Origin of the sequence: Flavobacterium sp. TSSA_36 (genome assembly GCF_051547165.1) — a bacterium.
Lineage (GTDB): Bacteria > Bacteroidota > Bacteroidia > Flavobacteriales > Flavobacteriaceae > Flavobacterium.
Genome location: NZ_JBPTTP010000001.1, coordinates 474228 through 490446 on the forward strand (window position 1 = coordinate 474228; position 16219 = coordinate 490446).

13 protein-coding genes are annotated in these 16219 nt (G+C 36.7%); 6 read left to right on the forward strand and 7 right to left on the reverse strand.

Translation table 11 applies throughout. The features are described from left to right. Positions 1 to 2: 2 nt before the first annotated feature. The 3 genes from panD to radA all read left to right on the forward strand — a co-directional run bounded on the left by panD (position 3) and on the right by radA (position 3368). Entirely contained in the window at positions 3 to 353 is a 351-nt protein-coding gene (gene panD / locus ACSVH7_RS02060) for an aspartate 1-decarboxylase (protein ID WP_438065028.1), read from the forward strand. Positions 354 to 855: 502 nt separating this feature from the next. Then, on the forward strand, positions 856 to 2007 hold the full coding sequence (locus ACSVH7_RS02065) for an alpha/beta hydrolase (protein WP_438065029.1): 1152 nt from the start codon (positions 856 to 858) through the stop codon (positions 2005 to 2007). Next, a complete protein-coding gene (radA, locus tag ACSVH7_RS02070; protein WP_438065030.1) occupies positions 2007 to 3368 on the forward strand; it encodes a DNA repair protein RadA in 1362 nt (453 codons plus the stop codon). The genes ACSVH7_RS02065 and radA overlap by 1 nt, the downstream gene beginning before the upstream one ends. 115 nt (positions 3369 to 3483) lie before the next feature. Here the strand turns inward: radA and ACSVH7_RS02075 are convergent, their stop codons facing one another. From ACSVH7_RS02075 to gdhA, 6 genes are all read right to left on the reverse strand, one after another. Further along, positions 3484 to 4098 carry a lipoprotein signal peptidase gene (locus tag ACSVH7_RS02075; protein ID WP_438065031.1) on the reverse strand — a complete coding sequence of 205 codons (615 nt, stop codon included), beginning with the start codon at positions 4096 to 4098 and terminating at the stop codon, positions 3484 to 3486. Between the two features lie 127 nt (positions 4099 to 4225). Beyond that, positions 4226 to 4606, reverse strand: coding sequence for a TraR/DksA family transcriptional regulator (locus ACSVH7_RS02080; protein WP_438065032.1), 381 nt, complete (start codon positions 4604 to 4606; stop codon positions 4226 to 4228). A gap of 44 nt (positions 4607 to 4650) precedes the next feature. After that, complete coding sequence (ileS, locus tag ACSVH7_RS02085) at positions 4651 to 8052, reverse strand: isoleucine--tRNA ligase (protein ID WP_438065033.1); 3402 nt, start codon at positions 8050 to 8052, stop codon at positions 4651 to 4653. Between the two features lie 185 nt (positions 8053 to 8237). Continuing rightward, a complete protein-coding gene (recO, locus tag ACSVH7_RS02090) occupies positions 8238 to 8951 on the reverse strand; it encodes a DNA repair protein RecO (protein WP_438065034.1) in 714 nt (237 codons plus the stop codon). A gap of 138 nt (positions 8952 to 9089) precedes the next feature. Further along, entirely contained in the window at positions 9090 to 11390 is a 2301-nt protein-coding gene (locus ACSVH7_RS02095) for a two-component regulator propeller domain-containing protein (protein ID WP_438065035.1), read from the reverse strand. A 125-nt stretch (positions 11391 to 11515) separates the two neighbouring features. Next, the gene (gene gdhA / locus ACSVH7_RS02100) at positions 11516 to 12859 is read right to left on the reverse strand and encodes an NADP-specific glutamate dehydrogenase (RefSeq protein ID WP_438065036.1); all 1344 of its coding nucleotides are present in this window, start codon (positions 12857 to 12859) and stop codon (positions 11516 to 11518) included. Positions 12860 to 13135: 276 nt separating this feature from the next. Here gdhA and ACSVH7_RS02105 point away from each other — a divergent pair, with 276 nt between their 5' ends. After that, on the forward strand, positions 13136 to 13927 hold the full coding sequence (locus tag ACSVH7_RS02105; RefSeq protein WP_438065037.1) for a THC0290_0291 family protein: 792 nt from the start codon (positions 13136 to 13138) through the stop codon (positions 13925 to 13927). Between the two features lie 100 nt (positions 13928 to 14027). Here the strand turns inward: ACSVH7_RS02105 and ACSVH7_RS02110 are convergent, their stop codons facing one another. Next, positions 14028 to 14528 carry a CvpA family protein gene (locus ACSVH7_RS02110; protein WP_438065038.1) on the reverse strand — a complete coding sequence of 167 codons (501 nt, stop codon included), beginning with the start codon at positions 14526 to 14528 and terminating at the stop codon, positions 14028 to 14030. Between the two features lie 161 nt (positions 14529 to 14689). Here ACSVH7_RS02110 and ACSVH7_RS02115 point away from each other — a divergent pair, with 161 nt between their 5' ends. After that, positions 14690 to 15046 (forward strand): hypothetical protein, encoded by a 357-nt coding sequence (locus tag ACSVH7_RS02115; RefSeq protein ID WP_438065039.1) that lies wholly within the window; start codon positions 14690 to 14692, stop codon positions 15044 to 15046. A gap of 135 nt (positions 15047 to 15181) precedes the next feature. Continuing rightward, positions 15182 to 16201, forward strand: a complete 1020-nt coding sequence (pheS, locus tag ACSVH7_RS02120; RefSeq protein ID WP_438065431.1) for a phenylalanine--tRNA ligase subunit alpha — start codon at positions 15182 to 15184, stop codon at positions 16199 to 16201. Positions 16202 to 16219: the final 18 nt, after the last annotated feature.

Consider the following 16219-nt stretch of genomic DNA (forward strand, 5'->3'; position numbering starts at 1 on the left):
CTATGCAAATTCAAGTCGTAAAATCTAAAATTCATCGCGTTAAGGTAACTGGTGCCGATTTAAACTATATTGGCAGTATTACTATTGACGAAGCCTTACTAGAAGCCTCTAATATTATTGAAGGCGAAAAAGTTTCTATTGTTAACATCAACAATGGAGAACGTTTTGAAACCTATGCCATCAAAGGCGAAAAAAACTCAGGTATCATTACCCTAAATGGGCCTGCCGCAAGAAAAGTGCAAAAAGATGACATTATCATCATCATTTCTTATGCTACCTTAGAATTTGAAGTAGCCAAAACTTTCAAACCGTGGATTATTTTTCCTAATGAAAATGACAATTCACTCACTTAATTTTTATTTTTTCAAAAAGAAAAATCCAAAAATTAATACAAGCTCTTTTAAAAGTTTTACCCACAAATTTCAATAAAGTGGAAAAACTTTGACCGCAGCTTGGCTAACTTTTTTTACCGCTGATTCGCTGATTTTTAAAGACTAAAAAAAGTGCTAGATAGAATTTCAATAAAGCAGCACAGCAACTAAACGCCGCTAACTTAACCACAAGATTCTCAAAACTGTAAGTTTTTAGATAATTTTGAAAGGGTTAAATCAAATTTAAAGCAAACAGGTAGGACTTTGACAAAAAGTTGCTGCCTTTTTTGGGCTACTTATTTTTATAACTCCGATTTCGCAGCTATACAAACTGTAAAATCTTGTTTTCCTCCCTGATGGGATAACCAAAAAATAAAATGCACGACCTAGTGAAAATTTTTATTTTTGAGATTTTCATGCAACGCGTTAAAAATAGTATCTTGCCTTATTATTATAAGGAATGCTAACCTACAAAGCCACTACCATGAAAAAAGTTTTCTTTTTTTTATTATTTTCAATCGCTCTTTTCGCACAAAACAAAACCATTTCCTTTGCCTCGGAAAAATTAGGGGAGAAACGAACAATTACCCTTAGCATTCCTGCATCTTACGAGAAAAACCCCACCAAAACCTACCCGATTCTTGTCCTTTTAGACGGTGATTTTTTAGTAGACCCTTTCCAAGGAGCCCTTTCCTATGGCAACTATTGGGATGATTTTCCGGAGACTATCATTATCGGAATTCATCAAAATCATAACGATGAAAGAGTTGACGACAGTGCTTACGACAATGCACAAGGGCTTCCTTATGAGAAAGGAGCTGCATTTTATGAATTCATAAGTCAAGAATTACTACCAGAAATTGAAAAAAAATACCGCGTAGCACCCTTCAGAATGATTGCAGGATTAGACACTACAGCAGGATATTTAAACTTTTTTTTATACAAAGAAAAACCCTTATTCAATGCTTATATTGTTTTAAACCCTGAACTCGCTCCGCTAATGGAAAAGAGAATTCCAGAACAACTAAGCGTACTAAAATCACCCGTTTTTTACTATCTTTCTACAAGTGATGATGAAATAAATCAGGTGGCCGAGCCCATACAAATACTGAATGATAACCTCAAAAAAAGCAACAATCCATCAGTAAATTATAAATTTGATTTATTTAAAAGTACCGGACATTATTCTCAAACGCTGATGGCCATTCCTAGTGCCTTACATCAAATTTTCGAATGCTACAAACCTATAACATCCGCTGAATTTGACAACAAAATCGCACTTTTACCCTTTGGATACGTGGATTATTTAGAAAAAAAATACGCTACTATTGAAGCAATTCTACATCTTAAAACCCCCATAAGAATCAATGATTTTAAGGCTATAGAAGCCGCCATATTAAAAAATAAAGCCTATAACGAGTTGGATCAGCTGGCAATATTGGCCGATAAAAATTACCCAAAATCAATGCTTGCGGAATATGAATTAGGATTGATGTATGAGAAAAAAGAAGAATATAAAAAAGCGATGAAACGTTATCAAAACGCCTCACAAATGCAAGAAATCGGGGCATTAAATAAAACGATGATGCTAGAAAAATATGAATTAATGTTGAGTAAAATTGCTCCAAAAAAATAATGGCTAAAGTAAAAACTACCTTTTTTTGTCAAAATTGTGGCGCGCAATATGCCAAATGGCAAGGACAATGCAACTCCTGTAAAGAATGGAACACGATTGCTGAGGAAATTGTACAAAAACAAGAAAAAGTTGCCTGGAAAAGTGAACCCGTTGCTTTAAGCAAAGCACCTCGTCCGTTGCGCATCAACGAAATTGATTCCACTGCCGAAATTCGATTAGATACTACTGATGCAGAATTGAATCGTGTTTTAGGAGGCGGCATCGTTCCTGGTTCATTGATTTTACTGGGTGGAGAACCGGGTATTGGAAAAAGTACTCTTTTACTTCAAATTTCGTTAAAACTTCCTTACAAAACGCTCTATGTTTCTGGGGAAGAAAGTCAAAAGCAAATCAAGATGCGTGCTGAACGTATTACGCCTAATGGAGATAATTGCTACATTTTGACCGAAACCAAAACACAAAATATCTTTAAACAAATTGAATCGATGCAACCTGAGATTGTCATCATCGACTCGATACAAACGCTACATACGGATTATATTGAATCGACTGCTGGAAGCATTTCTCAAATTAGAGAAACTACTGCCGAGTTGATTAAATTTGCTAAAGAAACCAACGTCCCGGTCATTCTTATTGGTCACATCACCAAAGATGGCACCATTGCTGGCCCAAAGATTCTGGAACATATGGTAGACACCGTTTTGCAATTTGAAGGCGACAGAAACCATGTGTACCGCATCCTTCGTTCACTTAAAAATCGTTTTGGCTCTACTGCTGAAATAGGAATTTATGAAATGTTAGGCAGCGGCTTACGCGAAGTTTCAAACCCCTCTGAAATATTGATTTCGCACAAAGACGAACAACTTTCTGGAACCGCGATTGCTACCACACTAGAAGGTATGCGTCCTTTAATGATCGAAATACAAGCCTTGGTCAGCACTGCAGTATACGGAACGCCACAGCGAAGTACAACAGGTTACAATGCCAAACGATTGAATATGATTTTAGCCGTTTTAGAAAAAAGAGCTGGTTTCCGATTAGGCGCTAAAGATGTCTTTTTGAACGTAACAGGTGGTCTCTCAGTGGATGATCCTGCGATTGATTTGGCTGTAGTTGCCGCCATCTTATCTTCCAACGAAGACATTCCTATCCATAAAGATTTTTGTTTTGCTGGCGAAGTTGGACTTTCAGGAGAAATTCGTCCTGTGAATCGGGTGGACCAGCGCATACAAGAGGCAGAAAAACTGGGTTTCTCCACTATATTCGTTTCAAAATACAACAAGATTGCGCTTAAAAATACTGGGATTCAAATTCGGTTGGTTACGAAAATTGAAGATGTAGCAGCTGAACTGTTTGGGTAACGTAAAGCCATAGCCCTGATGGAAGCGGCATCCTTTTATACCAAAAACCCTTTCAGTATTTAAAACTGAAAGGGTTTTTGGCATAAAAGATATAGCGTACAGCAGGATAAAGCTCCTAGAACTGAGACCCTGGCTTCTGAAAAGCTTTTTTATTGAAAACAATTAAGATTCCTACACCCGTTGAAATGGCCACATCAGCCACATTAAAAATAGCATTAAAGAAAGTGAAAGGTCTTCCACCAAGGAAAGGCACCCATTCTGGCATTGGAAAATCTTTGATAATCGGAAAATAAAACATGTCCACCACTTGACCATGAAACCAAGTACCATAAGGCTGATCCGAAAACAATACTGCCAATTGCTGGTAACTATCATTAAAAATTACGCCATAAAAAATAGAATCGATTAAATTTCCTAGTGCGCCTGCGAATATTAATGATATAGCGACAATCAAGTAATTCGAACTTTCATGATTTCGAATTGTATCCCACAACCAATACCCAATTCCTGGAACGGCGCAAATACGAAATAACGTCAAAAATAATTTGCCATATTCGCCAGGAATTTTGGTTCCCCAAGCCATACCTTCATTTTCGATAAAATGGATTTTAAACCAATCAAAGACAACTACTTCTTCTCCTAAAACAAAATTAGTTTTAATGAAAATTTTGGATACTTGGTCTACTAACAACAATAAAAAAACAATCAGGTAAGCTTGACGTAAAGACATTATAAAAACTTTTAAGTGGACAAAAATAGGCAAATTCGGTAGAAAAATTAAAAAATTCAAAAAAAGAAATTCCAAATTCCAACGAAGCCGTTTGGAATTTGGAATTTAAATTTTGGAATTTAAATAGTTATCGTTGCAAGTTTTTAGCCTCGATACTCATGGTTGCATGAGGAACAATTTTTAGCCTTTCTTTGCCAATTAATTTTCCGGTAATTCTGCAAATACCATAGGTTTTGTTTTCTACACGGAATAGCGCATTTTTCAAATCACGCAAGAACTTTTCTTGACGAATGGCCAATTGTGAATTCGCTTCTTTAGACATCGTTTCGCTGCCTTCTTCAAACGCTTTAAAAGTAGGTGAAGTGTCGTCAGTACCATTATTTAAATCATTCATATAGGCACTTTTTATCAAGTCTAAATCCGCTTGTGCTTTTTCAATCTTTTCTTTGATTATCTGTTTGAACTCTGCTAAATCAGCGTCTGAGTATCTTGTGATTTCCTCGATCATAGCCTAAATTAGTTTAAGGGGTTGGTTTTATGTTTTGGTTAGTTTTATTTAGTTATCGTTATTTTTGATTTGATTTCGTCAAACTCAATGGCCACTCCATCTTCTAAAGTTTCAGCAAAAATAAGTGCTTCTGTCAAGGTTTCTGACTTAATGTAACTTTCATTGGCTAAAACAGCTTCATGTAGTACCGGATGATTTTGAACGTATACCTTCACTTTGTCAGTTACCTCGAAACCAGAATCTTTACGGATATTCTGAATACGATTTACTAACTCCCTAGCGATGCCTTCTTTTCTCAATTCTTCAGAAATGGTGATATCTAAGGCCACTGTGATACCATTGGCATTGGCTACCAACCAACCTTCAATGTCTTGGGAAGAAATTTCAACATCAGCTAAGTATAAAATTACATCTTTTCCTGAAATTACAATACTTATACTGCCTTCCTTGTCTAATTGGTTGATTTGTTCTGGCGTAAACCCTTGTATTTGCTTGGCTATCAAGCCCATTTCCTTACCAAAACGAGGGCCTAAAGTTTTAAAATTAGGTTTAATTTGTTTCACTAAAACACCTGAAGCATCATCTAAAAGTTCGATTTCTTTGACGTTTACTTCGGCTTTTATGAGGTCTGCAACCGCTTCGATTTCAGCCTTCTGAACCGCGTCAAGTACTGGAATCATTACCTTTTGCAGTGGTTGACGCACTTTGATCATTTCCTTTTTACGTAGTGATAACACTAATGAAGAAATGGTTTGCGCCTTCTGCATTTTACTCTCTAATGATTTATCAACAAACTTTTCAACTGAAACAGGGAATTGTGCCAAGTGTACTGACTCGAAATTCTCTGTTCCTGTTGCTTGTGTCAAGTCTTTATACAACTTATCCATAAAGAAAGGAGCGATAGGTGCACTCAATTTGGCTATGCTTAACAAACAAGTATAAAGCGTTTGATAAGCCGCAATTTTATCTTGAGCATACTCACCTTTCCAGAAACGACGTCTACACAAACGCACGTACCAGTTACTCAAATTTTCTTGAACAAAGTCAGAAATAGCACGAGCGGCACGGGTTGGTTCATATTCAGCATAAAACACATCTACTTCTTTGATCAACGTGTTCAATTCTGAAATGATCCACTGGTCAATCTCAGGGCGCTCTTCTAGAGGAACCTCAGCTTCTGCATAGCTAAAGCCATCGATATTGGCATATAAAGCAAAGAATGAATAGGTATTATACAACGTTCCAAAGAACTTACGACGCACCTCAGCAATTCCTTCAATATCGAACTTCAAGTTGTCCCAAGGATTGGCATTCGAAATCATATACCAACGCGTAGCATCAGGACCATACTCTTCTAATGTGGTAAAAGGGTCAACGGCATTACCCAAACGCTTGGACATTTTTTGTCCATTTTTATCCAAAACCAAACCGTTGGATACTACGTTTTTGTAAGCTATTCGATCAAAAACCAAAGCACCAATAGCGTGTAAAGTATAAAACCATCCACGAGTTTGATCGACACCTTCAGCAATAAAATCCGCTGGATAATCGGTATTTTGATCTATTTTTTCTTTGTTTTCAAACGGATAATGCCATTGCGCATAAGGCATAGCACCTGAATCAAACCAAACGTCAATCAAATCGGATTCGCGTTTCATTGGTTTTCCTGAAGCAGAAACTAAGGTGATTTGGTCTACAACATTTTTGTGTAAATCAATCAAATCGTAATTAGTTTCAGACATGTTTCCAATTTCAAAACCAGCAAAAGGATTATTCTGTTGAACACCTGCCGCAATGGCTTTTTCAATTTCGTTGTACAATTCTTCAACGGAACCAATTAGAATTTCCTCTTGTTTGTCCTCGGTTCTCCATATAGGCAAAGGAATTCCCCAATATCTAGAACGGGATAAGTTCCAATCATTAGCATTTTTCAACCAATTACCAAAACGTCCTTCACCAGTAGCTTTTGGCTTCCAGTTGATGCTGTCGTTCAGGTCGAACATACGGTCTCTCACCTCGGTAATTTTGATAAACCAAGAGTCTAATGGATAATACAATATTGGCTTATCCGTTCTCCAACAATGCGGATAACTGTGTACGTATTTCTCTACTTTGAAGGCTTTGTTTTCTTCTTTTAAACGAATAGCGATTTCGACATCTACTGAACGCTCTGGCGCTTCTCCTTCGTTGTAATATTCGTTTTTAACGTATTTCCCTGAATACTCTCCAAGACCTTGAATGAATCTTCCTTGCAAATCTACCAAAGGAACTGGTGTCCCATTTTCATCTAAAACCAACATTGGTGGCACTTCTGGAGAAGCTTCTTTGGCTACTTTAGCATCATCAGCACCAAATGTAGGCGCGGTATGTACAATACCCGTACCGTCTTCAGTAGTTACAAAATCACCAGCAATCACTCTAAAAGCATTTTCAGGATTTTGATAAGGTAGAACAAAAGGTAATAATTGCTCATAACGAATATCCACTAAATCTTGACCTTTACATTCGGCTACGATTTGATACGGTATTTTTTTATCGCCTGCTTTGAAATTTTCGAAATCAGCTGCATCTTCAGAAGCGAAAAATCCTTTTGCAAATTGTTTCCCTACTAAATTTTTGGCCAAAATCACAAAAATTGACTCAAATGTATACTGATTGAAGGTTTTTACTAAAACATAATCGATTTTTGGCCCAACTGTCAAAGCGGTATTCGATGGCAAAGTCCAAGGCGTTGTCGTCCAAGCCAAGATGTGGATCTCTCCAAAACCTTGTAGAAATGAAGGTAATGTTTCTGGTAATGTCTTGAATTGAGCTACAATGGTCGTATCCGTTACATCACGGTAACTTCCAGGCTGATTCACTTCGTGAGAAGACAAACCAGTACCAGCTTTTGGTGAATACGGCTGAATGGTGTAGCCTTTGTACATCAAATCTTTGTTGTAGATTTGTTTTAGCAACCACCAAACGGATTCCATATACTTGGGTTTATAGGTCACATACGGATCTTCCATATCTACCCAATACCCCATTTTTTCAGTCAAATCGTTCCAAACATCGGTATAACGCATTACGGTTTTTTTACACGCTTCGTTATAATCCTCAATGGAGATGGTTTTTCCAATATCTTCTTTCGTTATGCCTAATTCTTTTTCAGTACCCAATTCTACAGGTAAACCGTGAGTGTCCCAGCCTGCTTTACGCTTTACTTGGAAACCTTTTTGGGTTTTATATCGGCAAAAAATATCTTTAATCGCACGTGCCATCACGTGGTGAATTCCTGGCAATCCGTTGGCCGAAGGAGGTCCTTCAAAAAACACAAAAGGCGTGTTGCCTTCGCGTGTAGTTACACTCTTTTCAAATATATTTTCGTTCTTCCAAAAATCAAGCACTTCGGATGCCGCTTTTGGCAAGTCAAGTCCTTTGTATTCAGTAAATTTTGTGCTCATGATCTCCATTTCTTAATCGTGGCGCGAAAGTAAGAAATTGTTATGAATTATTGTGGGTTTGACAGGAGTTTTGTATTATTTTATGAAGTGAATCTGTTCAAAATTTAATAAAAAAGTACGAAAATCTGTAATGTTCAGAGAAAATGAAAAATTTTGAACCCTTTATCAACTATGTACTACAAAGATTAGCTGAAAATTTCTTTCAAAATATCCAAAGATTTGGGCTGTTTGAATCCATCCAAATGATAGCTATAATATTCGATTAAAATTTTGAGTAAAATTTGACGTTCGGTAACATGAAACACTTTTTGATCAGAATCCAAGCGCAATGCTATCAACTTTTTGAATAGGTTCGATTGGTGTTCAGATAAAGAACTAATGGCTTGGAATAATGAAAAAACACCTTCTTTCATTTCAAAAAATGGCAAATCCATCTCTGATGTATCAGGATAAAATCCTAAAAACTTAGTAATCTCCAGCATTAAAATCAAGTGAAAATTGCTAGTCTCGTTATGAGTATCTAACCATTGTAAAGCCACTTCGAGGTACTGAAACAAATCATCGTTTTTTTCTTCTTCGTGAATAGCATGATGCAAAATTTCGGAAAGAAACAAGACCATAGTGCTCTTGATGATATCTAGCGGAATAGTTTGAAACGGGATGGCGGTTTTGATTTCTTTAAAATGCTCTAAGGTGCCTTTGTTCTTATGAACCGCTTCGATTTCCAAGATCGATAACGGTTGAAAATAAGCGATTTTTTGATTGTTCTTTTTGCCCGAAAAAGCATCGCGAACAAAATAAGACTTTAAACCATGCGATTGCGTAAAGCACTTTACAATCAAACTTTTTTCTTGAAATTTTAAAGTAGAAATTACGATGGCTTTGGTTTTTACCAACATAAGAATTGGGATTTGGGAATTGGGATTAGGAATTTGGATTTGGAATTTGGATTTTGGATTTTGGATTTTGGAATTTGGATTTTGGAATTTGGATTTTGGAATTTGGAATTTGGAATTTGGAATTTGGAATTTGGGATTTTATCTGATAATCATTACCTTTTTTACCTTGGTTTCGACGCCATCTTCGGCAGCAATGAAAATCATATACACGCCCGAAGCGACTTTATATTTCCCAAATGCGGTGGTGTCCCATTCTATGGTTCCCCCTTCCGAAATTGCTTCGTGCACTAAATTGCCTTCGATGTCGGTTATTTTTACATTGGCACGATTTAACAACCCCGCTATTTTGACTGTACCGTTAAATTCAGGACGTACCGGATTAGGATAAACATAGACGTTGTTCAAAGAATCACTAGCTGCAGTAGCCACTCCTTTAAACGAAATCATCCCTTTGGTTGTAGCAATATAAACTTCTCCGGTAACCGCATTAATCCCTATATCATTTATGGTGTTACTTGGTAATGGCGAATTATTGGTGGTGAAATGATACAGCGTTTTTTGCCCATTGGATGACAATAAAAAAACACCTGAATCTGCCGTTCCCACCCATTTATTGTTGGCTCCATCTACTACAATCGCATTGATAAATTGCTCGAACAGCAACTCCTGAGCCACCTCATCTTCCAGAATAATAATGGGCTTGGTAGTGAGTGCCGTTGTGCTTTGAAAGTTATTCACATTCGACACTACTCGTAGTCCTTTGGTTGTGCCAATCCAAAGTTGATTATTAGTATCTATTGCTAAAGCTCGCACGTCTGTGGTAGGTAGGTTTCCTTTGTCAGCTCCAAAAGTAATTTTCTTAAATGTGGGTGTGCCCGATTCGTTAAAAGCAAGTACTCCATCAGTATTTGAGGCAATCCATTTGGTGCTGTTTTTATCGATGACCATTCTTCCCATGCTCACATCGATACTTTTTTCGGCAATAGTATTCAAGGAATAACTTTGCCATTGCCCATTACTTCTCAACACTTTTAAGCCATTTTCGATTCGGGAATTGGTCACCCAAAGATTTCCTGATTTGTCAAAAGCGGTTCCGTTGATACGAACATCGATATACGTTGGCCCTAAAAAAGCTATCGATTCTAAACCCGAATTGGTTTGATTGTACAAGAAATTGGGCACTTCATTTTCTATGCGCAATAAACCCGAAAAAAAAGAACTCGCATAAACTTTAGTCTCGTCATTTGGATTAATCGTCACTCTCGAAATAGATTTGGCTCCCTGAACATCAGCTGCAGGAATAGATAACCAACCCTGAGCATTGAGTCGGCTAATGCCGTATAAATTAGGCCCACTATTGTTATAAGAATAAGGATTATAGTCGCCTGTATAGCCTCCATATACCGCCCAAAGGGAACTTGGTGTAACTTGAAAAGAAAAAATAGCGTTTCTGAGTGGTCCTGGAGGTGTAGTATCGGTTATTGGTGCGCCAACAGACAGCGTCGTTGCAAGCAAACCATTTTCTTTGGTGCCCAAAAACAAAGTAGCGTTTACGAGGGTAGCACAAGTAAAAACAGGATTTTTGTCCAAAATCTGATTGTTATTTATTTGTTTTATTAAAAGCAAGCCCGACCCAAACACCGAAATTTGACTGGGAGTAGTAACTAATAAATTGTTTACATCGGAACGTAAATCAACTATTGGAGCGCCAAAATTTTGAACAGAGACAAATGAATTAATCACATATTTATACAACACACCAGCCGTGGTTGCAGCATACAAATCTGTTCCAAAAGCAGTAATTCCAGACCAATTATCAGATGCAATTGTCGCCCATTGTTTATAATCAATTAGGTTCGGATTTGTAATTGAAGCACTACGAATTCCATTATCAGTGGCAGCATAAAGATTTCCTGCAAAAACAGCCGTTTGCTTTACCGAAATCTCCTTTCCTAAATCGCCAATAAAGTACGTATCACCAAAAAGTTGCGTATTCAAATTGAATTGCACGATACCAAAATCACAAGAAACATAAAGTATCCCCTGATATTCCATAAAATGATTGATTTTTTTGATAGTGGCAGGCAATTGTTTATTGACAATATCGACCACTTTCAATAGCGTTCCATCGGTTTCATTAATCACAATTAAAAGACCATTTTCATAACCTACAATCGTTTTGTTAAAAGTGGCACTATGATACAAAGCTGATATCGTCAAACCAGAAAGGCCATCGATAGTCGTGGTAGTTTTTAACGTGTTTGAAAGTGTGTTTTTGGAGAACAACGCATTCTCTGAAGCAGCAAAAAGATTGGAATTGGATTGCGCTACATCTTTGATTTCGTTATAAGAAAAATAACCTTGCCAAGACAATTGGCTTTGTGAAAAACCAACGTTTATGACTAACAAACAATAAAAAAACACGACTATTCTTCTCATGAGTTTTTTTCAAATGAATTACAAATATAATACAAACGAAAGTTTTTGATTTTTGTTCTTAAGGAATAAAAAAAAGGCCTTCTTCTGTTTCCAGAAGAAGGCCTTTACTAATTAACGTATTACTACTATACTACTCCTTGAGCTAACATAGCATCCGCTACTTTCACAAATCCAGCAATATTAGCTCCTTTTACATAATCAACAAATCCTGTTTCATCAGTACCATATTGTACACATGAAGCATGAATATTCAACATAATGTTATATAATTTTTCGTCTACTTCTTCTGAAGTCCAGCTCAAACGCAATGAGTTTTGTGACATTTCAAGTCCAGAAGTTGCTACACCACCAGCGTTAGACGCTTTTCCTGGAGCAAATAAAATTTTTGCCTTGTGGAAAGCTATTACAGCCTCAGGGGTAGACGGCATGTTCGCGCCTTCTGCAACAGCAATACAACCGTTAGCTAATAAAAGGGCAGCTTCTTCACCATTCAACTCATTTTGAGTAGCACAAGGTAAAGCAATATCTCCTTTTACTTCCCAAGGACGTTTACCTGCAACATATTTAGCATTTGGATATTTTGCTACATATTCGCTAATTCTTCCGCGCAATTCGTTTTTCAATTCCATTACGAAAGCTAATTTTTCAGCGTCGATTCCGTCTGCATCATAAATATACCCAGCAGAATCCGATAAAGTAACCACTTTACCACCTAATTGAGTGGCTTTTTGAGCGGCATACTGAGCTACATTTCCAGAACCAGAAATAACTACCGTTTTTCCTTCGAAAGAATCACCTTTTGTTTTCAACATACTTTGTGCAAAGTATACTGTTCCGTAGCCAGTTGCCTCAGGACGAATTAATGACCCTCCAAAAGAAATTCCTTTACCCGTTAATACCCCTGTAAATTCATTTCTTAACCTTTTGTATTGACCAAATAAGAACCCAACTTCTCTACCACCTACACCAATATCTCCCGCAGGGACGTCAGTATCAGCACCAATATGTTTGGCCAATTCGATCATAAAACTTTGGCAAAATTTCATGATTTCGTTATCTGATTTTCCTTTTGGATCAAAATCAGAACCTCCTTTACCTCCGCCCATTGGCAAGGTAGTTAAACTATTTTTGAAAGTTTGTTCGAAAGCTAAAAATTTCAAGATACTTAGATTTACAGAAGGGTGAAAACGCAATCCGCCTTTGTATGGGCCGATAGCAGAGTTCATCTGGATACGGTATCCACGATTTACTTGTGTTTGACCTTGATCGTCAATCCAAGCAACTCTAAACATGATAACGCGCTCTGGCTCAACCATGCGCTCCAAAAGCATTTTGTTTTGGTACTTTTTATTTTCTTCGATAAAAGGAATTACCGTTTCTGCTACTTCCAATACAGCTTGCAAAAACTCAGTTTCGTTCGGATTTTTTTTAGTTACCGAATCGATAAAATTAGTAATACTTTGAGACATGATTTTTGGATTATAAAGACGTTAAAAACGCATAGTTAATGATGACAAATATAAATCAAAAAGATAAATTTGACCTATTTTTTTAACAAAAAGAGTAAAATTATCTTTTATTTAAGCATTTACAAGGAAATACAAAATTATAGCATCCTTTTTTACGAAATCGTTGTAGTTTATGTAATGAAAATGAAAATTGTTTAATAATAATTGGTTTAACTTTTGTCGCAAGTTTTATGTTATTTGTTTTTATATATTTGCGCGCAATAAAAAGGCATTCAAATGTTTAAAAAAATATACCTTTCCTTACTCTTACTTGTAACCCAATTCCACTCAAGCATAGCACAATCTAACATAGCTCATGAAATTGGGATTACTATTGGACCTAGTACTTTCCAATCAGATTATGGCGAGCGATACAACTTTGATACCAACGCAGGAAATTCTGGACTTACCGTGGGTTTTTTACACTATTTAAACTTTTCCTCCAAAGCAGATCGAGACACTTATTTTTCGGAACACTTTAAAGTAAGATCCGAACTTTCTTATAGCACTACTACATTCAATCATTTTGGAAAATGGGTTGACGAAGGCAATAATTCCATTGGAAAACAACAACTTAGAGCCATGAGAGGTGCCACCAAATTCCTAAATATTGGGGTTCAAGGGGAATTTCATCTCACAAATATCCACGACTTTGAGAATAGTATTGGAACTTTTGATCCTTATCTAAGTTTAGGACTTGCCTACACCTTTTATACTACAGAAGCTACCTCAACTTTAGGCCCATTGGGCACACCAAGTACGACACCTTCAAAATATTTAACCCCTTCTGATGGGCGTCCGCACGGGTTTTCAACGGAAAGCAAGGGAACAGTCTCTTTTATTGCGGGAGTTGGAACCCGATACAAATTAACCGCAATGGGTGATTTATTAGTCGATATGAGATTTCAATATTTTACTTCTGATTGGGTAGACGGTCTCAATCCCAACAAGACCATTTATACAGAAAACAAGGCCAATGACTGGACCGTTTGGTTCAATATCGGGTATATTCATTACTTAGAATTCTAAACAAACACCACCATTGAAACTAAAAAGCCAGACTCCAAACGAATCTGGCTTTTTAATTTAAGCTCAAAATACGGGTTAAAAATGCATACTTACGCCATTTTTATTGTTTGGCCTTATCATATAATTTTTCTAAGGAAGGAAAAATGAACGCAGCAGTTTTTTGAATCGGATTAAAAAATAGCGATTTATCTAGGGTTTCCTTTTTAGCTAAGAAATTGTGGTAATTGATCTTTTCAAAAATCGTTAAAAAAACACTGATAATTAAAACCGCTTTTAACAATCGAAAAAAACCACCGCCTGCCTTGTTAATCCACCCCAAATAAGCAAAATTGGCTAAACCCGTAAAAAATTTACTGAGCATGTAGATGCCAACGACCACCACAATAAAGGTCAAAATAAAAGCCACCGTTTTGATGGTATACGGATTCCATTTTACACAACTAGAAATAACGGAACTCATTATAGCCGAAAATTTCACTGCTATGTATATTCCAATCAATAAAGAAACCAAAGAAGCTAACTCGGCAAAAAGTCCGTTTTGAATGCCTTTGAACAACGCATAAGCCAATAAACCACCGATTAAAAGATCAAAAAATGTCATGTTTTTAAGATAAATAATTAAAACGGCAAATATAAAAGAAATAGGCAATACCGTAACTCAATTTTCAAGTGCTTATCTTTGCCAAAAATAATAAGGATTAAAAAATAGTGTTAGTAACACAATTCTAAATTTTAAATCCTACATTCCTAAATTTTAAAATAATGTCTAGAGATATACAATTAAAAGAACGCTGGGAACAACTTGTTACCCTTTTGTCAGATCGATTTTCGCAAGGCGAAAATTTAGATTTAGACGCTATAATTTACCTTGTTGGGGTACAAGAATTGGGGCAAGTACACCGCGAGTACAAGAAAGACGAAAAAGTAAACTTGATGCACATCGGCATATGCAGATTACTGGAGCCTTATGGATTTTATGAATTCGATTTTTTTGATGAAGAGGGTTGGCCTCACTATAAAGTGAAAGAGGAATTACCACCTTTGAAAGCCGGAGAACAAACCGTTTTGATGAAAGAGGCGATTGTGAATTATTTTGTAGAACGTGAGGTGATTGATTAATATATTTTTATTGTTGTAGGGACAAGTCGCGACTTTCTTTTGTACGGACAAGTCGCGCCTTCTTTTGTATGGACAAGTCGCGACTTGTCCCTACAACAAAAAATCATATATTTGCACTTCAATTATGGAATGAAAATGATAGACAAGATAAAAGAATACATCGCCGAGGCACAAGCGTTTTCTACTCAAGATGGCGCTGAATTGGAAGCATTCAGAATTAAATATTTAGGAAGCAAAGGACTTTTGAAAGTGTTATTTGCCGAGTTTAAAAATGTTCCCAATGATCAGAAAAAAGAATTTGGACAAGTCATTAACTTGCTAAAAACTACTGCTGAAGATAAAGTAAAATCAATCCAAGAGAGTTTAGAAAATCAGCAAGAAAGCAAAGGTGTTTATGGTGATTTGACCCGCACAGGAGAACCGATTACGATTGGATCTCGTCATCCTATATCGTTGGTAAAAAATCAAATTATTGATATTTTTTCGACCATTGGCTTCAATGTTTCTGAAGGTCCAGAAATCGAGGACGATTGGCATAATTTTACGGCTTTGAACTTGCCAGAATACCATCCGGCTCGTGATATGCAAGATACTTTTTTCATTCAAACCAATCCTGACGTGTTATTGCGCACGCATACTTCATCAGTTCAGGTGCGCTATATGGAAAATAACAAACCTCCTATTCGTACGATTTCTCCCGGGCGTGTATTTCGTAATGAAGCGGTTTCTTCCCGTTCCCATTGTATTTTTCACCAAGTAGAAGGCTTATATATAGACAAGGATGTGTCTTTTGCCGATTTGAAGCAAACCCTTTTGTATTTCACTAAGGAAATGTTCGGCAAGTCTAAAATCCGACTAAGGCCGTCTTATTTTCCGTTTACGGAACCCAGTGCCGAAATAGATATTTATTGGGGATTAAAAACCGAAACCGATTATCGTATTACTAAAGGAACAGGTTGGCTAGAAATTGGTGGTTGTGGTATGGTAGACCCTAATGTGTTGACCAATTGTGGTATCAATCCCGACGAATATAACGGATTTGCTTTCGGAATGGGAGTAGAACGTATCGCGATGTTGCTGTATCAAATTGGTGATATTCGAATGTTTTATGAAAATGACGTGCGTTTCTTGGAACAATTTAAATCGATTATTTAGTGATTAGTAAATAGTGAT